The organism is Serratia ureilytica (genome assembly GCF_017309605.1).
GTDB classification, from domain to species: domain Bacteria; phylum Pseudomonadota; class Gammaproteobacteria; order Enterobacterales; family Enterobacteriaceae; genus Serratia; species Serratia ureilytica.
In genome coordinates this window covers 4,493,691-4,510,675 of record NZ_CP071320.1, presented here as the reverse complement: position 1 = coordinate 4,510,675, position 16,985 = coordinate 4,493,691, and the positions used below count along the sequence as shown (strand labels likewise).

Genomic DNA, 16,985 nt, shown 5'->3' with positions numbered 1-16,985 from the left:
CATATTTTAGCATGCCAATACGGCGATGTCGCCAAAGCGCAGCGCGTTGCGATGCGTCAGCGTGCCCCATGGGCGCGTTTTTTCGCCCTTACCCCAACCCCCCAATCTGCTCCCGAATCTCCTCCTCCGGCAAATCCACACCGATAAACACCAGCGTGCTCTTGCGCTCTTCCTCAGGCAGCCATTCCCGATCCCAGTCGGCGTTATACAACCGCTGCACGCCCTGGAACAGCAGGCGGCGCGGCTCGTCTTCGATAGACAGAATGCCTTTGTAGCGCAGCAGGTTGTCGGCGTATTCCAGCAGCAGGCCTTCCATCACGTCGGAGATTTGCATCAGCGGCAGCGGGCGCTCCAGCGTCACGACAATTGAGCGGATGTCGCTCTGTGGCTGCGGGATACGGCGGAACAGCGGGGTGGCTGGCGTCAGGTTCAGCTTGTCGTTCAGCGTGAAGCCTTCGATGTCGAACAGCACGCTTAGATCGATATCGCCGTGCGTGACCTTGTAGACCGGCGCGCGGGCGTTCATCCGCTGCAGCCGCTGGATCAGCGCCTCGCAGTCCGGCGCCACGTCGGTTTTGGTCAGCAGGATGCGGTCGGCGTAGCCCACCTGCGCCTGGGCGATGCTGAACTGGCTCAGCTGCTGCTCGGCGTGCGCCGCGTCCACCAGGGTGATGATGCCGTCCAGCAGGAAGCGCTCGCACAGGATTTCGTGCGAGAAAAAGGTCTGGGTAATCGGGCCGGGATCGGCCATGCCAGTGCATTCGATGATCAGCCGGTCGAACGCCAGCTGGCCGCTGTCGACGCCGTCCAGCAGATCCAGCAGCGCGTCCGCCAGTTCGTTGGACTTGCTGCAGCAGATGCAACCGTTGCTCAGGGTGGTAATGCGGCTGGCGCGATCGCCGATCAGTGCGTCATCGATCGGCACTTCGCCGAACTCGTTCTCGATGACCGCGATTTTATAGCCGTGTTCGGCGTTCAGGATGTGGCGCAGCAGGGTGGTTTTGCCGGCGCCCAAAAAGCCGGTCAGGATGGTGACTGCAATGGGTTTCATACGGGTCCTTGTGACTGCGGGTTAACAGCAGCGCATGCCGCCTTTGCCGTCGCCGCCGTAGCGCGCTTGCTGGCGCTCGCGGAAAAATTCTTTATAGGTCATCACCGGCTTGTCCGGGTGGTTGTCTTTCATGTGCTGGACGTAGGTATCGTAGTCAGGCACGCCCACCAACATGCGCGCCGCCTGCCCGAGGTACTTCCCCGCCTGGCCGAGATTTCCGAACATAAACCTTCTCCAACTTTACCCTGCATCACTACAGCGCTTGCTTAAGCCTGATATTAGGGGAAGCCGGGGGATGGGGTTCCCGCAGGGATGCCCCACCTCCGGGTCGCCCCGGGTATCTCGATTGCATCGCGCCGCACGCCTGGCATCTTGCGATACGCAGGCCGTGCGGCTTTGGGTACTACTTAACGTTTATTATGCAGGGTATCCGTTAAATCACATCAATGCTGGGTCGAAACTTTGACCTCCCCCTCAGTTACGCCGTCGGTGGGCGCCGCCTGCGGCACCGGCACGTAAGGCGTTTCCTGATCGGTGCGTTTCGGGTTCTTGTGCGCCGCCATCGCGGTTTTCACCCCGTAGAAGATGATGCTGTACACCACCAGCAGGAACAGAATGCTCAGCCCGGCGTTGGTGTAGTTGTTCACCACGATGTGGTTCATGTTGGCGATCTGCTGGGCGCTCAGCTCGGCGCCGCCCTCGGCGATCTTGCGTTTGTATTCGCCGGCCAGGAAGAAGAAGCCTTCCAACTGCGGGTTATCGCTGAACAGCTTCAGGCCCAGCGCATAGGTGGTGCAGATCAGCAGCCACACCGCCGGCAGCACGGTCACCCAGATGTATTGCGCGCGCTTCATCTTAATCAGCACCACGGTGCCCAGCACCAGCGCCACGGCGGCCAGCATCTGGTTGGAGATGCCGAACAGCGGCCACAGGCTCTTCACGCCGCCGAGCGGATCCACCACGCCCTGATACAGCAGGTAGCCCCACAGCCCGACGCAGCCGGCGGTGCCGATGATGCCGGCCACCAGCGAGTCGGTTTTCTTCAGGAATGGCACGAAGTTGCCCAGCAGATCCTGCAGCATAAAGCGGCCGGAGCGGGTGCCGGCGTCCAGCGCGGTCAGGATGAACAGCGCCTCGAACAGAATGCCGAAGTGATACCAGAAGCCCATGTTGGCGCCCGGAATGATCTGGTGGAACACGTGGGCGATGCCCACCGCCAGCGTTGGCGCGCCGCCGGCGCGGTTCAGCACCGAAGGTTCGCCGATGTCGGTGGCGGTCTGCAGGATCTGTTCCGGGCTGATGACGAAGCCCCAGGAGCTGACCGCCGCCGCCGCGTGCACGGTCACGTCCTTCAGCGAAGCCATGATCATCGGCGCGTCTTCAGTGCCCAGGCGGTGCAGGTCCGGCATGGTGATGCCCAGCGCCGCCGGCGGGGTGTTCATGGCGAAGTACAGGCCCGGCTCGATGATGGAAGCCGCCACCAGCGCCATGATGGCGACGAAGGACTCCATCAGCATCGCGCCGTAGCCGATAAAGCGCGCGTCGGTCTCATTGGCCAGCAGCTTCGGCGTGGTGCCGGAGGCGATCAGCGCGTGGAAGCCGGAGACCGCGCCGCAGGCGATGGTGATGAACAGGAACGGGAACAGCGTGCCTTTCCACACCGGGCCGGTGCCGTCGACGAACTGGGTCACCGCCGGCATTTTCAGCTCAGGGTTGAGGATCACGATGCCGATCGCCAGCCCGACGATCACGCCGATTTTCAGGAAGGTGGCCAGGTAGTCGCGCGGCGCCAGGATCAGCCACACCGGCAGCAGAGCGGAGACGAACGCGTAGCCGATCAGCGTGAAGGTGATGGTGGTGTCTTTAAAGGTCAGCGCCGGGCCCCAGTACGGGTCGTGCGCCACCACGCCGCCGAACCAGATGGCGGCCACCAGCAGCACGATGCCGATGATTGACACTTCACCCACGCGGCCGGGGCGCAGGTAGCGCATGTAGATGCCCATAAACAGCGCGATCGGCACGGTGGAGCAGACGGTGAACACGCCCCACGGGCTTTCCGCCAGCGCTTTCACCACGATCAGCGCCAGCACCGCCAGGATGATGATCATGATCAGGAAGCAGCCGAACAGCGCGATGGTGCCCGGTATCGGCCCCATCTCTTTTTTGATGATCTCACCGAGCGAGGCGCCATTGCGGCGCGAGGAGATGAACAGCACCATAAAGTCCTGCACCGCCCCCGCCAGCACTACGCCGCCCAGCAGCCACAGCGTGCCGGGCAGGTAGCCGACCTGCGCGGCCAGCACCGGCCCCACCAGCGGCCCGGCGCCGGCGATGGCGGCGAAGTGGTGGCCGAACAGCACGTTCTTGTTGGTCGGCACGTAGTTGAGGCCGTCGTTGTTGACCACCGCCGGGGTGGCGCGGCCGGCATCCAGCTTCATCACCTTGGTGGCGATGTACAGGCTGTAGTAGCGGTAGGCCACCAGATACACCGCCACCGAAGCGACGACGATCCACAGCGCGCTGATGTGTTCGCCGCGGCGCAGCGCCACCACGCCGAGGCAGGCTGCGCCGAGTATCCCCAGCAGCATCCACGGAATGTGCTTTAAAATCCCCTCTCGTTTCATGAGGTATCCTTAATTCCAGTCTGCAAAATATGAATGAACTCATCCGCTTGTAAGAGATGTCAGAGTGGCGCGGTGAGCCGTAGCGTCTTTCCCGAGGTAAGGCGGGTTTAGGAACAGCTCATCATCGCCGGGGGTAAGGGGGGAAGACAGGCGTATTTCGGTCAGCGGTCAGATCCGCCGGGTGAACGGTTGGATTGGCGGGGTGAGCGGTTTGTTGCATAACCAACAGCCGCCCGTCAGCCGCTGTTGCCAATGCAGCACCCGCCCGCACCCGTCGGCTTTAAACGCCCGGTTTTTCAGCCAGATGCCTTAACGTGGCGATTGGCACGCATCCTGCTATCGGATTTATAACCAAAACAAGGTTTTCAATATTTGGAAATCAATAATGGTTATATGCGCGCCGCATAACGGCGCCGACGGTCAGAGGGAGAGAAGCATGTCAGCAGCAAACCACTCGCAGCAGCCGATTCAGTTCGCCTACTGGGTGCCGAACGTTTCCGGCGGCCTGGTGATCAGCAATATCCCGCAGCGCACCGGTTGGGACATCGGTTATAACCGCAAGCTGGCGCAGATCGCCGAGCGCGCCGGTTTCGACTACGCGCTTACCCAGATCCGCTTCACCGCCGGTTACGGCGCGGAGAACCAGCACGAGTCGGTGTCGTTCTCACAGGCCCTGCTGGACGCCACCGAAAAGCTGAAAGTGATCGCCGCGCTGCTGCCGGGGCCGTGGAACCCCACGCTGGCGGCCAAACAGATCGCCACCATCAGCCATCTTTCCAACGCGCGCATCGCGGTGAACATTGTCAGCGGCTGGTTCCGCGGCGAGTTCAAGGCCATCGGCGAGCCGTGGCTGGATCATGAGGAGCGCTACCTGCGCTCGGAAGAGTTTATCCGCTGCCTGCGCGGCATCTGGACTGAGCCCAGCTTCACCTTCGCCGGCGATTTCTACCGTTTCCGCGACTACTCGCTGAAGCCGAAGCCGCTGGCGCCGTTGCCGGAAATTTTCCAGGGCGGCAGCTCACGCGCGGCGCGCGACATGGCGGCGCGGGTCTCGGACTGGTATTTCACCAACGGCAACAGCGTGGAGGGCATTCGCCGGCAGGTGGAGGACATCCAGAGCAAGGCGCAGGCCAATCACCATCGGGTGAAGGTGGGGGTGAACGGTTTCGTCATCGCCCGCGAGAGCGAACAGGCGGCGCAGGCGGTGCTGCAGGAGATCATCGATCACGCCAACCCGGAGGCGGTGCAGGGCTTCGGGCACGAGGTGAAGAACGCCGGGGCGGCCTCGCCCGAGGGCGAGGGCAACTGGGCCAAGTCCACCTTCGAAGACTTGGTGCAGTATAACGACGGCTTTAAAACCAACCTGATCGGCACGCCGCAGCAGATCGCCGAGCGCATCATCGCGTTGAAAGACGCCGGGGTGGATCTGCTGTTGCTGGCGTTTCTGCACTTCCAGGAAGAGGTGGAGTACTTCGGCCGTGAAGTGATCCCGCTGGTGCGCGAACTGGAGCGCCAGCGGGCGGCGGCCTGAGCGTTCAACCCGTTTGCAGGGTTTGCAGCAGGTGGATAAAGGCGGCGCTGAGCGGCGGCGTGGCCGGCTCATGGCGGGTAAAGACATAAAAGCGCGCGCTGATGTCGATCCCCTGTGTCGGGATTTTCTGCAGGTGCAGCTGCGGGGCGTAGTGCGCGACGACCCGATCGCTCAGCAGCGCGATATAGCCCTGCTGCCTGACCAGGCACCAGGTCGCCAGAAAGGAGTCGGTCTCGACGATCTGGCCGTGCGGCGTGTAACGCTCGGCGATCTCGCGGATGGCGGCGTGCCCCACCGAGCAGGAGCGCGGCACCACCCATTTGGCTTCGGCCGGCGGCTGCCCGGCGGCGGTCAGGTCCCCCCCTTGATAGAGCGAGAAGCGCTCGCTCTTCAGCGCCTGCATGGCCAGATCGGCGCCGCCCGCCGCGCCGTTCAGGCTGCTGACCGCCAAATCCAGCTCGCAGTTTCTCAGCCGGGCGAGCAGGCCTTCCGGGCCGTCTTCCACCACCGTCACCCGGGTATGCGGGTAGCGGCGGTTGAAGCCTTCGAGCACCTGGGGCAGGTAGCACAGCAGCGGATCGACGCTCATCCCCACCCGCAGGCGCTTCTCGCCGCCGGCGCTCATGCCGCGCAGCTCGTCAAACGCGCTGAGCAACTGATTGGTGGCGGCGTCTATCCGCCGGTAAAACAGCTCGCCGACCGCCGTCAGGCGCACGCCGCGGTTGCTGCGCTCCAGCAACCGCGCGCCGATGGACATTTCCAGCTCTTTGAGCACCCGGCTGAGCGTCGGTTGCGAGACGGCCAGTTTTTTCGCGGCATCGTGCAAACTTCCGCAGTGAACGATGTCTTTGAACATCGTCAGATGAGCCAGTTTCGGCATGGTTTTCATGGTGGATCTCCCTGGAAGTGAACGGCATTAGCCGGAGCCGGCGATGCGGCTGTAATAGGCCTGTTTCATCATGCTGTCGTTCAGCAGTTTATTGATGGTCTGGTCGAGCACCGGCGTGGTGACGGAGGCCGGCATCAGCGTGGCGGTGATCTCCACGTCGTCGTCGCCAAAGGGTTCGATATCCAGATGCGAGATAAAGCAGTTTTCTCCTTGCAGCACCTGTTTGAATTTGGCCAGCGCTTCACGCTGCTCATGCTCGAAGGCAATGACGCAAATCTGGTAGGTGGATTCGCCGTTAACGTCATTGAAGGGCTGTTTGTTGACCATATTGACCAGAGGGCGCAGTAGGGTGTTGGCGGCGAGCACGAACAGCGTGGCGGCCAGCGCATCGCCGTACAGGCCGCAGCCGGCGCAGGCGCCGACCGCCGCGGAGCCCCAGAGCGTGGCGGCGGTGTTCAGGCCGCGGATGTTCATCCCTTCTTTCATGATGGCCCCGGCGCCGAGAAAGCCGACGCCGGAGACCACGTAGGAGATGACGCGCACCGCGCCGCCGCTGCCGTCGATGGTCATGGCCAGGTGGACGAAGATCGCCGCGCTGGTGGCCACCAGCGTATTGGTACGCAGCCCGGCGGTACGCTGGCGGAATTGTCTTTCATAGCCGATGGCGGCGCCCAGGACGGACGCGGTCAGCAGCGTCAGCAGTGTATGAATGAAATGCATGATAATAACTCGATGTATTATCCGCTTATCATGAGCCACCCGTGGCGGGGTGACTCTTGATAAACAGGTAGTTAAGTTGGCGGGATCCGTCCCGCCAGACCAGGGTGGCGCTCAGTGCGCGGCGGCGATCTGCCGGCTGAGCGTCTCGCTGATTTTGTCCGTCAGCGGCTGCATCCCCTCGCGGGTGCGCGTCTCGCGGCGCTGCGCGATGTGATAGCAGCCGTCGAGGGTGCCGGCGCCCAGCAGGAGGATGCGATCAGACATCATCACCGCTTCCTCTACGCTGTGGGTCACCAGCACGATGGAGCGGGTTTTGATCTGGCGCGTGCTCCAGATGCGCAGCAGATCGCTGCGCAGGTGTTCGCCGGTATAGACGTCCAGCGCGGAAAAGGGCTCGTCCAGCAACAGCAGCATCGGTTCTACCGCCAGCGCGCGCGCAAAGCCGACCCGCTGGCGCATGCCGCCGGAAAGCTCGCGCGGGTAGGCGTCGCGGTAGGGCGTGAGCCCGACCAGATCGAGCATTTTCAGCGTCTGGGTTTCGACCACCTGCGGCGGCAGATCCTGCGCCTGCAGCCCGAAGGCGATATTTTGGTAGACGTTCAGCCACGGGAAAATGGCGAAGGTCTGGAACACCATGTTGATCTGCGGATTCGGCCCCGAGACTTTTTTATCCCCCAGCATCACGGTGCCCAGATCCGGCGCGATCAGACCGGAAAGTATGCGCAGCAGGGTGGACTTGCCCGAGCCGGACTGCCCCAAAATGCTGACGACCTCGTTATCGTAGAGGCGCAGGTTGATTTCATTCAGCACCAGGCGTTTTTCTTTACCGGTAGGCTGAACGCTTTTGCTGACGTTATTAACCGTCAGCAGCGTGGTTTTTTTTACCATCATGATGTTTCTCCACTCAATTAAAAATATGAGCATGGAAAAATGGCCGATAGTTATCGCTGCGCAGGGGTAAAATAAATGCGAGCGCAAATAAGCCTGAGCGTTATCGGACTGTTAATAAGCGTATGCTGGAAGGATTAGCCTGTCAGGCGCGCCGGAGCGGCGTGCGCGGAGGCCATGCGCTGAAGGGGTAAAGCGAAGGGATGTGGTAACTGACGCATATCCTGACACTTTCAGGATGCAATGGGATGACTATTGCTCCTGTGACCTCAGCGATTCCAACAATAAAATAAACAACCAACTGTCGCCGTCCATATCATTTCCCCGTTATTTTTCGTGTGGCCATAATACGCGTGATATTGCCTGTGATTCAATGTGGTTAGGCGGAATTATCGCGGCAAAATGTAATTTAATATGAATACGGGAAAGTTTTTCTTTATTTATTAAACGGGGCGTCAACGAAAATCATGAGAATGAATATAGGCGCTATTTTATGGAAATATAAACCTGAATTAAACGAGAGAATAACAGGGCGGGCGCAAGACAAATAATGAACCGGCCGCAGCGCGCGCTGCGGCCGGTATCGGGTCAGAACTGATACATGATGCCGGTTTCGACAATGTCGTCGGCGCCGGCGCCGACGGCGTTCTGCCGTTGCAGCAGGTTGAGCTTGTACTCCACGTAGGTCGACATATTGGCGTTGAAGCTGTAGTTCAGCGCCAGATCCAGGTATTTGACCAGATCGGCGTCGCCGATGCCGGGCAGGTTACGGCCGCGCGTTTGCAGGTAGGCCACCGAGGGCGTGACGCCGGAATCGAAGTGATACTGCGCGACCGCCTCGACGGCGTCCGCGCGGGGGGCGAAGCCGGCGTAGCGATCGCCGTCGACATAGGTCATGTTTTCGGTGCGCGCATAGCTGGCCGCCAGGTAGAGGTTGTCCAGATCGTATTTCAGCCCCAGCGTCCAGGCCCGGGCGCGATCGCCGTCAGCCAGGCCGAAGCGCTGCTGCGCCAGGGTGCGCGCAGAGTTGGCGTAGGCGGCGCCAAAGTTTAGCCCCACGCCGGTGTCGTAGGTGGCGGAAAAGGCGTAGCCATCGCCGTTTTGCGTCTGAATATCCTTCGCCCGCAGAGCGTCGTCCCCCCGATTCTTCCCCTGATATTGCAGGCCGAGATCCAGACCGTCCAACAGCCCGCCCAGGCTGCGGTTGTGGTAGGTCAGCAGACCGTTGGCGCGGCCGGTCATGAAGTTGTCGGCCGCTTCGTAGCTGTCGTTGCCGAATTCGGGCAGCACGTCCGTCCAGCCGGCCACGTCATACAGCAGGCCGTAGTTGCGGCCGTAGTCCAGGCTGCCCCAGCGGCCGAACGTCAGCCCGGCGAAGCCCAGCCGGGTATAGCTATTGCCCGGCCCGGCGCTTTCCGCCTGATCGAGCCCCGCCTGATATTCCCATTGGCCATACCCTGTCAGCCCGTCGGCGATCTGCGTCTCGCCTTTGAAACCGAAACGGGTGTAGGAGCGATCGCCGTTATTGTCGGCATCGCTGCTGAAGTAATGCACCCCGTTCAGTTGACCGTACAGATCCAGTTTATTGCCGTCTTTATTGACGATTTCTGCCCCGGCGGCGGCCGCCGGCATCAGGATGACCAGCGCCATCAGTAAGCTTTTATGTTTCATTTCACTACCCTGAGTTAACGAAAATGCGGCCTTATCCGGCCGGTTGCGCCCGCGCGATTTTTTTGTACAGGCAGCTGCGGATCCGATCGGTGAGGTGCCGCAGGCTGTCCCGGTTGCGCGCCGCGCGGGGAATATTGATGCTGAATTCGTCATCGATCCGTTTGCTGGTCGCGTCCAGGATCAGCACCCGATCGGACATCAGCACCGCCTCTTCGACGTCGTGCGTCACCATCACCATGGCGCGCGTGCGCAGCCGGTTGTCTCCCCACAGCGCCAGCAGATCGCTACGCAGTTTTTGCGCGGTAAAGATATCGAGGGCGGAGAAGGGCTCGTCCAGCAGCAAGACATCGGGCTCTACCGCCAACGCCCGGGCGAAGCCCACCCGTTGGCGCATGCCGCCCGACAGCTCGCGCGGCCAGGCGTGCTCATAGCCGCTCAGCCCCACCAGGCGCAGCAGCGCCTCCAGCCGCTCGGCGATCGTCTGCGGCGGCAGCTTTTGCGCCAGCAGGCCGAAGGCGATGTTGTCGTACACCGTCAGCCAGGGGTAGAGCGCGTAGGATTGAAACACCATGCCGGCGTTGGCGCTCGGGCCGCAGACCGGTTTGCCCGCCAGGGTGAGCGTGCCGCTGTCCGGCGGGATCAGCCCGGCCAGCATGCGCAGCAGCGTGGACTTACCCGAACCGGATTGCCCCAGAATGGTGACGAACTCGCCGGCGTGCACGGTCAGCGACACGTCGCGCAGCACGGGGGTGGGGCGCTTGTTTTCGCCGATAAACGTCTTGTTCAATCGACGGGCGCTGATAATCACGTCTTGAGTCAGCATGTTGTTCCCCCTTGATCAGTCATATTTGAATTTGGTTTCCGCAATGCGATACAGCGGTTGCCAGACGAAGATGATGCACAGCGCCACCAGCGCGCACATCGCGGCGCAGCCCAGTGCGGACTCCGGGTTCTTGCCGGCGTCGGTGACGACGGAAATGAACGCGCCCAGCCCGGTGGCGCTGAGGGTGGTGCTGCCCCATTGGATCACTTCGGCGGCGATGGCGCTGTTCCAGGCGCCGCCGGCGGCGGAGATGATGCCGGTCACGATGTAGGGGAAGATCGCCGGCAGCATGTAGTAGCGCCACCAGCGGAAACGGCGCAGCCCGAAGGTTTCGCTGACTTCGGTGATCTGCGTCGGAATGGCGGAAACGCCGGCGATCACGTTGAACAACACGTACCACTGGGTGCCCAGCATGATCATCGGAATGGCCCACCAGCCGAGATCCTGATGATAAATGGCGATGAAGGCGGCGATCAGCGGGTAGAAAATATTGGGCGGAATGGCCGCCAGGATCTGGATGATCGGCTGGAAGATCTTCACCAGGCGCGGATTCAGGCCGATCCACACCCCCAGCGGCGTGAAGATCGCCACGCTGAGCAGCATGGCCGCGGCCACGCGCGCGGTGGTGAGCAGCATCCACTCCGGCAGCATGGCGAAGTACTGTTTGGGGAAGTATTCCCACAGCCGGTAACCGAACCAGACGCAGGCCAGCACCACGCCGAGATACCACAGGCTCCGCCACAGCCAATTGCCTTTGGCGGCGAGGCGAAACAGGCGGTGCAGGCCGAGGGCGTACCACAGCCGCGGCAGCTTGAACAGCCACAGATCAGCCAGCGCGCGCAGCGTGCGGCCGAGCGCCGCGCCGACGTGCGAAAAGGCCAGACTGTTGTAGAACCACGGATTGCCGAGCGCCCGATTGGCGGTGACGTCTTCGTATTTGAAGCGGGCGGTGTAACGCACCAGCGGGCGGAAAACCAGCTGATCGAGCAGCACGATGTTGGCGGCCAGCGCGACGATCGCATACAGGATCGCCGGCACGTTCTGCTGCGCCAGCGCTTCGGCGATATAGGAGCCGACGCCGGGCAGTTCGACCGAGCGATCGCCGACCGGAATGGCTTCGGAGGCCACCAGGGCGAACCAGGCGGCGGATTGCGACACCATGGCGTTCCACAGCAGGCCCGGCACCGAATAGATGAATTCCAGCCGCCAGAAGCGTTGCCACGGGTTGTAATTGAAGCTGCGGGCGGCTTCGTCCAGCTCCTTGGGCACGATGCGCAGCGTCTGATACAGCGTCAGCATCATGTTCCAGGCCTGGCCGGTAAACACCGCGAAGATGGCGGTGCACTCCAGCCCCATCACGCTGTGTGGGTAGAGGTTGAGAAAGTACACGGTCGTGAAGGTCAGGAACCCCACCAGTGGCACCGACTCCATAAAGTTGACGAAGGGCAAGATCACCCGGCGCAGCGGCGCATAGCGCGCGGCCAGCACGGCGAACACCACAGAAAACAGCAGCGACCAGGCCATGCCGAGGAGAAAACGCATGCTGGTTCTGAGCGAATAATAAAGCAGGTTCCAGGCATCGAGACTAATGGCAGAGACGTTTTGTTCATTGAAGTCGCCGTGCATGTCGCCCCACGCGCGAATAAAAAAGGCAATGAAGAAAACGCCGATGGCGATAACGATAAAGTCATTTAAATAAGACTTTCTGAAAACAGATGTACCCCGGTTATTTTGCATAACGCAATACCTTATTTTTCCCATAAGAAATCCGTCGGCGCTCGGGTAATAGGCCCGGCGACATCAGATAAATACCGCCACAGCGGTTGAGACAAACGTTATTTTCGCAGCGAGGCGATGGGCGGGCAGGCAGAGCGGGAAAGGCCGTCAGAAGGGGAGCGGTTGCCGCATTCCGTATCTTTCAGAATGCAACGTGGATGGCATTACTGAAAGGTGCCCAATAGCATTAGCGTAAAACTAAAACTTTCATCGCCCATAGGGCCCTCCTCGGTTTAAATATGGCACGGAGAGGGTAATGTGTTTTGCTAATAAAAAGCAATTGGCGGCGCGCGGTTTTTATGGTTGATATGTAACAGGATGAATATTCATTTTTTAATCGCTATATTCAGAAAATAAAATAACCTATTTTGATGGCGGTAAATGCGGTGAAAATAAATCGCGGCGAAATAAAACGGCGCGCCTGAATACCGCGCGCCGTAACATTAATAAACCTGCCTGCCGTTGATGCCGGCGGGGAAAATGCCGGTGGCGAAGAGATGCCCGTTGGCCTGGATCTGGTCGTCGGCCAGCATCTCCAGCGGAAACTCGGCCGCCAGGCAGTTGAGAAAGGCGTTGCGATCGTCGGTGGTGGTAAAGCCGATCAGATCGTAGAACAGCAGCGAAGCGATCAGCTGGCGATGTTCCGGGATGCGCCGCAGCAGCGCCGCCGACGGGAACGGCAGATGGAAAAAGAACGCGCAGTCGTTCAGCAGCCCCTGTTCCTTCAGCGCCTGGGCGCAGGGCAGCAGTTGGTAATCGTCGATGCAGACGATGTCGCCCGGGCACAGGTGTTCGCAGGCGATATCGGCAAAACGGCGATTCAGCTGCCGGTAGGCGCGGTAGTTTTCCGGCGTGAAGTGCGCCTTCTCCGGCTGGTTGTGGAACACCGGCCACAGGCCGTCGTGGTAGTAGCCCTGATAGTGGCGGCGAAACTCTTCGATCGACAGCGGGAAGGTCACCTGATCGTAACCGGCGTCTTGACGGCAGTGGATCGGGCGCTGCGCGAAATTCTGTACGTCGCCATTCCAGCCGAGCCACAGCCCCGGTTCGGCGTCGGCCGCCAGCGTCCGGCCGGCGCAGGCCAGATCCTTACCATCGCACTGCTTGTTGGAAATCAGCACCAAACGAGACATGGGGGTCTCCTTATCAGTGAAGGGCGCGCGGGGCGTGCGCCGCGCAGTCGGCGCGCCAGGGCGCTTGCAGCGCGGGCAGCGTGACGCGCAGGCCGCGCAATGCCGGATGCGCCAGGCAGCAGCGCGTCAGCCAGCTTCCCAGCCCGACGCCGCGGTATTCGGCGCTGACGAACAGTTCGCTCACCGAGGCGAAGGTGGCGTAATCGGTCACCATGCGGGCGAAGCCGAGCTGGTGGCGTTTGCGATACAGGCCAAAGCACAGGCCGTGGCGCGCCAGGCGCTCCGCCGCCGCTCGATCCTGCAGGCTGAGAAAACGCTGGATCGCGTCGATATCCAACAACTGCCGATCGGTGCTGATATGAAAAACGCCTTTGCGCCAGCAGAGCAGCGGCTGTGCGGGCGCCCGTTGCGGTTGCATATTCATGATTATCCTTAAGTTAACGAATCAGTGGGCGGTTACAGCATCCAGCCGAGTTCGGCGGCGGTGACCTGTTCCTCGAAGCGGCGCAGTTCGGCGCTTTTGCAGGTGAGCCACAGGGTGCAGAACGCCGGGCCGAGCAGTTCGCGCAGCGGATCGCTGTGGCGGAACAGCGCCAGCGCCTCCTGCTGGCCGAGCGGCAAGGGCGCGGCGTTGTCGCTCTCGCAGCCGTTGGCGGCGGGCGGCAGCGGCAGCGGGTGTTCCAGCCCGTGCAGCAGGCCGCCGAGCATTACCGCCAGCGCCAGATAGGGGTTGGCGTCGGCGCCGGCCAGGCGGTATTCGATGCGCTGGTTGGCGCTGTCGGCGCAGGGCAGGCGCAGCGCCACCGTGCGATTGTTGTGGCCCCAGGAGGCGCGCAGCGGCACGTGCATGCCGGGGCGGAAGCGGCGAAACGCGTTGATGTTGGGCGCCAGGATCGCCATCGACGCCGGCATCAGCGCCAGCATGCCCGCCATCGCCTGCTGCATGTTGTCGCTCAGTTCGCCCGGCGCGCCGGTCAGCAGGTTCTCGCCGTGCTCGTTCTGCAGGCTGATGTGAAAATGCAGCCCGCTGCCGGCGGCATGGGCGCAGGGCTTGGCCATAAAGCAGGCGTGCTGGTGATGTTGCTCGGCAATCTGCCGCGTCAGGCGCTTCAGCGCCATGATCTGGTCGCAGGCTTCCAGCACGCGCCGGCTGTGATGCAGGTTCAGCTCGTACTGGCCGGAAGCGGCTTCGGCCACCACGCCGGTCAGCGGCAGGCTTTGCAGCCGCGCGTGCCGTTCGATGTCGCTCAGCAGCGCATGGTGGCGCTCGGGCGCATCCACCGCGAAGCTCTGCGTCGGGCAGGCTTCCGCCTCGGCGGGGCGCTGTGGATCCTGCAGGTAGAACTCCAGTTCGGCCGCCACCACCGGGAAGCAGTTGCGCTCGTGCAGGCGCTTCAGCACCCGTTGCAGCACCACACGCGGCTCCAGCTCGCAGGCGTCGCCGTCGGCGTTTTGCATCGTCAGCAGCAGCTGGGCGTGGCGTTCGGGATCGCGCGCGCAGGGGCGCAGCGTGCCGGGCACCGGCAGGCACAGCCGATCCGGCTCGCCCGCCCGTTGCCCCAGCCCGCTTTCTTCAATCACCCGGCCGTGCAGATCCAGGGCGTAGATCGACAGCGGGAAGTAGCAGCCTTTTTCCAGGCCAAAGGCTTCGGCGATCGGCAGGCGCTTGCCGCGCAGCTGGCCGTTCAGATCGTGCAGATAAATATCCAGCTGTTCGGTATCCGGATAGCGCTGCAGGTAGTGTTCCAGCTCTTTGCGGAAGGTACGCGTCGGCGATGCGGGCAGCTCTGCCAGCAGAGGATTGAACCCGATAATATTAGAATGCATGGCGCGCTCCAGAACGAAGACCGGTCACGGCCAGAGGCAGGGATAAACGCATGAGACAACTCTCTTGTGAGGCCATAGCGGCGATGTGGAAAGGGTATCTGCGGCGGCAAAAACTGTCTGTAAAAACGCCGTAACGTTAACGGGGCGCGGAATAAAAATGCCGTAAAGAGCGCGGCGGGTTGGCCGGGTCGGCACGGTCTATACTGGCGAGACGGGCCGTAGAAGGAGAGATAACAATGAAGAGAATAGGGCTGCTTATCGCCGCGCTGGCCGCGTTCCACGCCACCGCGTCTTCCCCACAGGCGTGGGCCGAGAGCGAACGGGCGATGCGCGCCGCCTGCCTGAAAGCCAGCGGGCTAAAAAACGCCAGGGTGGAAGGGGCGATCGTTCACTACGGCGATGACGTCGGCTATTCGGCGCTGTTTATCGGCGGGCGCTACCCGCAGCCGTTTATGAAAAACCAGCCGGGCAGGGAGCTGTGCTTATATCAGCGCGCCACGCAGAAGGCGGCGGTGCAGGCGGTGGAGGGGGAATAAATAATCCCAGTCTCCTTACTGTAGCTGTATTTCTCCCTTGGGATTAATTATTAAGTTGAATTCTTTCATGTATTTACGCCTTTTCGTGTCGTTATTCATCGAGACGCCGAGCAAGACCGAGTATTCTCCCGCAGCCCAGTTTACCTGCGGATAAGTGGCGCATTGTCCCGGTTTCAGGTCGGGCAACGGAGTGACTTCTGGTGAGGCCCAGACGATATGCCATTGCTGTTGTTCCTGTCGTGAGACGATCACCCCCCGGTTTTGCAGGCTGTCACCGCTGCGAACGCTGTTGATAGGCACGGCAAAGCAAGGTTGGTTGTCTTTGAGCGAGACATCCAACGGATGGTACCAGGGCTGAGTGGATTGGCAGCCGTTCAGTAGCAGTGCGCACAGTAAAGAGAGATAAAGTTTTGTCATAGCAAGGTGTTCCGGTTCTTTGGATTGTTCAGGAAAGCTCGCAATACCCATTCATAACGTTTTAATGCCGCTGTAGTTGGTGGCTACGTGGAAGCGATGGGCGGCACGCTGCGCCTGGACATTGAACTGCCGGACGGCAAGCACGTCGGGTTTACGGTTTAAGCGCAGGCTGCCCGCCACTCCCCGCCATCTCCCGTTCGATCACCGTCGCCAGCGCCTGCGCGGCGGAAGAGAGTTGGTGCTGCGCCAGGCGGATCAGGCCCACGCGCCGTTCGATAATCGGGCCGATCAGCGGCACGCAGACCGCCCCCAGCTCATCCATCTGTTGCTCGCACAGCGCCGGCACCGCGCTGGCGCCGAGGCCGTTGGCCACCATGCGCCCGACCGTCACCAACTGGTGGCTCTCAAACGCCACCTCCAGCGTTCGCCCGCTGCGGGCCAGTTCCTGCTCCAGCAGCAGCCGCACCGCCGATGGCCGCTGGAGGGTGATGAAATCCAGCGTCAGCAGCTCCTTCCAGCTCACCTGCGCCTTGCGCGCCAGCGCCGAATCCTTCGGCACCACAGCCAGAAAGCGATCGCGGCACAGCGGGGTGAAGTGCAGGGTGTCGCTCGGCTCCGGCTCGAAGGCGATGCCCATCTCCACCCGGCCTTCGCGGATCATTTCAAACACCTGTTCGTTGATGACGTCGTGCACCGCCACGTTGATGCCGGCATAGCGATCGCGAAACGCCTTGAGGATCGGCGGCAGCGGGTTGCCGGCGAACGACGGCATGGCGGCGATCGCCACCTTGCCCATCTGCAGGGTGAAGCGCTGACGCATCGCCTCTTCCGCGTTATCCCAATCCGCCAGCAGCTGGCGCGCCATCGGGAAGAAGGTTTCTCCTTCCGGCGTCAGCGTCACCCGGCGGGTGGTGCGCAGCAACAGCGGCCCGCCCAGCGCGTCTTCCAGCCCACGGATCGCCAGGCTGAGCGCCGGCTGAGAAATATTCAGCCGCTCGCTGGCCTGGGCGAAGTTCAGAGTGTGAGCTACCGCTAAAAACGCGCGTAACTGTTTGATGCTCATTTTCATTTTGGTTGGCGTTAACTCTTTGTTAATTTT

General features: G+C 61.7%; 16 protein-coding genes. 2 read left to right on the top strand and 14 right to left on the bottom strand.

The annotated features are described in order from the left end of the window. Window positions 1-88: 88 nt before the first annotated feature. From yjiA to J0X03_RS21350, 3 genes are all read right to left on the bottom strand, one after another. Window positions 89-1,051, bottom strand: coding sequence for a GTPase (gene yjiA / locus J0X03_RS21360; RefSeq protein WP_089195416.1), 963 nt, complete (start codon window positions 1,049-1,051; stop codon window positions 89-91). Window positions 1,052-1,072: 21 nt separating this feature from the next. Next, window positions 1,073-1,276, bottom strand: coding sequence for a YbdD/YjiX family protein (locus J0X03_RS21355; protein WP_004953088.1), 204 nt, complete (start codon window positions 1,274-1,276; stop codon window positions 1,073-1,075). A 218-nt stretch (window positions 1,277-1,494) separates the two neighbouring features. Continuing rightward, window positions 1,495-3,675: a carbon starvation CstA family protein gene (locus J0X03_RS21350; RefSeq protein ID WP_089195417.1), complete on the bottom strand. Its 2,181-nt coding sequence runs from the start codon at window positions 3,673-3,675 to the stop codon at window positions 1,495-1,497. 436 nt (window positions 3,676-4,111) lie between these two features. Between J0X03_RS21350 and sfnG the strand changes: the two genes are divergently transcribed. Next, window positions 4,112-5,206, top strand: coding sequence for a dimethylsulfone monooxygenase SfnG (sfnG, locus tag J0X03_RS21345; protein ID WP_025305137.1), 1,095 nt, complete (start codon window positions 4,112-4,114; stop codon window positions 5,204-5,206). 4 nt (window positions 5,207-5,210) lie between these two features. Here sfnG and J0X03_RS21340 read toward each other — a convergent pair whose 3' ends face one another. The 9 genes from J0X03_RS21340 to J0X03_RS21300 all read right to left on the bottom strand — a co-directional run bounded on the left by J0X03_RS21340 (window position 5,211) and on the right by J0X03_RS21300 (window position 14,933). Next, window positions 5,211-6,095: a LysR family transcriptional regulator gene (locus tag J0X03_RS21340; protein WP_033641720.1), complete on the bottom strand. Its 885-nt coding sequence runs from the start codon at window positions 6,093-6,095 to the stop codon at window positions 5,211-5,213. A gap of 27 nt (window positions 6,096-6,122) precedes the next feature. Next, a complete protein-coding gene (locus J0X03_RS21335) occupies window positions 6,123-6,815 on the bottom strand; it encodes an MgtC/SapB family protein (protein ID WP_019453282.1) in 693 nt (230 codons plus the stop codon). 111 nt (window positions 6,816-6,926) lie between these two features. Next, a complete protein-coding gene (locus J0X03_RS21330) occupies window positions 6,927-7,706 on the bottom strand; it encodes an ABC transporter ATP-binding protein (protein ID WP_053085968.1) in 780 nt (259 codons plus the stop codon). Window positions 7,707-8,291: 585 nt separating this feature from the next. Next, window positions 8,292-9,374 carry a porin gene (locus tag J0X03_RS21325; RefSeq protein WP_089195419.1) on the bottom strand — a complete coding sequence of 361 codons (1,083 nt, stop codon included), beginning with the start codon at window positions 9,372-9,374 and terminating at the stop codon, window positions 8,292-8,294. A gap of 31 nt (window positions 9,375-9,405) precedes the next feature. Beyond that, on the bottom strand, window positions 9,406-10,197 hold the full coding sequence (locus tag J0X03_RS21320) for an ABC transporter ATP-binding protein (RefSeq protein ID WP_033651402.1): 792 nt from the start codon (window positions 10,195-10,197) through the stop codon (window positions 9,406-9,408). A 15-nt stretch (window positions 10,198-10,212) separates the two neighbouring features. Next, window positions 10,213-11,934, bottom strand: coding sequence for an ABC transporter permease (locus tag J0X03_RS21315; RefSeq protein WP_033641724.1), 1,722 nt, complete (start codon window positions 11,932-11,934; stop codon window positions 10,213-10,215). Between the two features lie 482 nt (window positions 11,935-12,416). After that, complete coding sequence (locus J0X03_RS21310; RefSeq protein ID WP_046688161.1) at window positions 12,417-13,106, bottom strand: trehalose-6-phosphate synthase; 690 nt, start codon at window positions 13,104-13,106, stop codon at window positions 12,417-12,419. 13 nt (window positions 13,107-13,119) lie between these two features. Then, window positions 13,120-13,530: a GNAT family N-acetyltransferase gene (locus tag J0X03_RS21305; RefSeq protein ID WP_047025147.1), complete on the bottom strand. Its 411-nt coding sequence runs from the start codon at window positions 13,528-13,530 to the stop codon at window positions 13,120-13,122. Window positions 13,531-13,562: 32 nt separating this feature from the next. Further along, the gene (locus tag J0X03_RS21300) at window positions 13,563-14,933 is read right to left on the bottom strand and encodes a glutamine synthetase family protein (RefSeq protein ID WP_122016555.1); all 1,371 of its coding nucleotides are present in this window, start codon (window positions 14,931-14,933) and stop codon (window positions 13,563-13,565) included. A 236-nt stretch (window positions 14,934-15,169) separates the two neighbouring features. Between J0X03_RS21300 and J0X03_RS21295 the strand changes: the two genes are divergently transcribed. Next, complete coding sequence (locus J0X03_RS21295) at window positions 15,170-15,469, top strand: hypothetical protein (RefSeq protein ID WP_049204564.1); 300 nt, start codon at window positions 15,170-15,172, stop codon at window positions 15,467-15,469. A 15-nt stretch (window positions 15,470-15,484) separates the two neighbouring features. Here the strand turns inward: J0X03_RS21295 and J0X03_RS21290 are convergent, their stop codons facing one another. Both J0X03_RS21290 and J0X03_RS21285 read right to left on the bottom strand, forming a co-directional pair. Continuing rightward, window positions 15,485-15,886 carry a putative T6SS immunity periplasmic lipoprotein gene (locus J0X03_RS21290; RefSeq protein WP_046688163.1) on the bottom strand — a complete coding sequence of 134 codons (402 nt, stop codon included), beginning with the start codon at window positions 15,884-15,886 and terminating at the stop codon, window positions 15,485-15,487. Window positions 15,887-16,037: 151 nt separating this feature from the next. Further along, window positions 16,038-16,955, bottom strand: coding sequence for a LysR family transcriptional regulator (locus J0X03_RS21285; protein WP_047572821.1), 918 nt, complete (start codon window positions 16,953-16,955; stop codon window positions 16,038-16,040). Between the last annotated feature and the right edge of the window lie 30 nt (window positions 16,956-16,985).

Bases quoted from the DNA above. Each gene is read 5' to 3' on its own strand.
- J0X03_RS21290 (WP_046688163.1), bottom strand. From the start codon at position 15,886: ATGACAAAACTTTATCTCTCTTTACTGTGCGCACTGCTACTGAACGGC.
- J0X03_RS21310 (WP_046688161.1), bottom strand. From the start codon at position 13,106: ATGTCTCGTTTGGTGCTGATTTCCAACAAGCAGTGCGATGGTAAGGAT.
- J0X03_RS21295 (WP_049204564.1), top strand. From the start codon at position 15,170: ATGAAGAGAATAGGGCTGCTTATCGCCGCGCTGGCCGCGTTCCACGCC.
- J0X03_RS21320 (WP_033651402.1), bottom strand. From the start codon at position 10,197: ATGCTGACTCAAGACGTGATTATCAGCGCCCGTCGATTGAACAAGACG.
- J0X03_RS21285 (WP_047572821.1), bottom strand. From the start codon at position 16,955: ATGAAAATGAGCATCAAACAGTTACGCGCGTTTTTAGCGGTAGCTCAC.
- J0X03_RS21300 (WP_122016555.1), bottom strand. From the start codon at position 14,933: ATGCATTCTAATATTATCGGGTTCAATCCTCTGCTGGCAGAGCTGCCC.
- J0X03_RS21330 (WP_053085968.1), bottom strand. From the start codon at position 7,706: ATGATGGTAAAAAAAACCACGCTGCTGACGGTTAATAACGTCAGCAAA.
- J0X03_RS21335 (WP_019453282.1), bottom strand. From the start codon at position 6,815: ATGCATTTCATTCATACACTGCTGACGCTGCTGACCGCGTCCGTCCTG.
- J0X03_RS21315 (WP_033641724.1), bottom strand. From the start codon at position 11,934: ATGCAAAATAACCGGGGTACATCTGTTTTCAGAAAGTCTTATTTAAAT.
- J0X03_RS21355 (WP_004953088.1), bottom strand. From the start codon at position 1,276: ATGTTCGGAAATCTCGGCCAGGCGGGGAAGTACCTCGGGCAGGCGGCG.
- J0X03_RS21350 (WP_089195417.1), bottom strand. From the start codon at position 3,675: ATGAAACGAGAGGGGATTTTAAAGCACATTCCGTGGATGCTGCTGGGG.
- J0X03_RS21325 (WP_089195419.1), bottom strand. From the start codon at position 9,374: ATGAAACATAAAAGCTTACTGATGGCGCTGGTCATCCTGATGCCGGCG.
- J0X03_RS21340 (WP_033641720.1), bottom strand. From the start codon at position 6,095: ATGAAAACCATGCCGAAACTGGCTCATCTGACGATGTTCAAAGACATC.
- yjiA (WP_089195416.1), bottom strand. From the start codon at position 1,051: ATGAAACCCATTGCAGTCACCATCCTGACCGGCTTTTTGGGCGCCGGC.
- J0X03_RS21305 (WP_047025147.1), bottom strand. From the start codon at position 13,530: ATGAATATGCAACCGCAACGGGCGCCCGCACAGCCGCTGCTCTGCTGG.
- sfnG (WP_025305137.1), top strand. From the start codon at position 4,112: ATGTCAGCAGCAAACCACTCGCAGCAGCCGATTCAGTTCGCCTACTGG.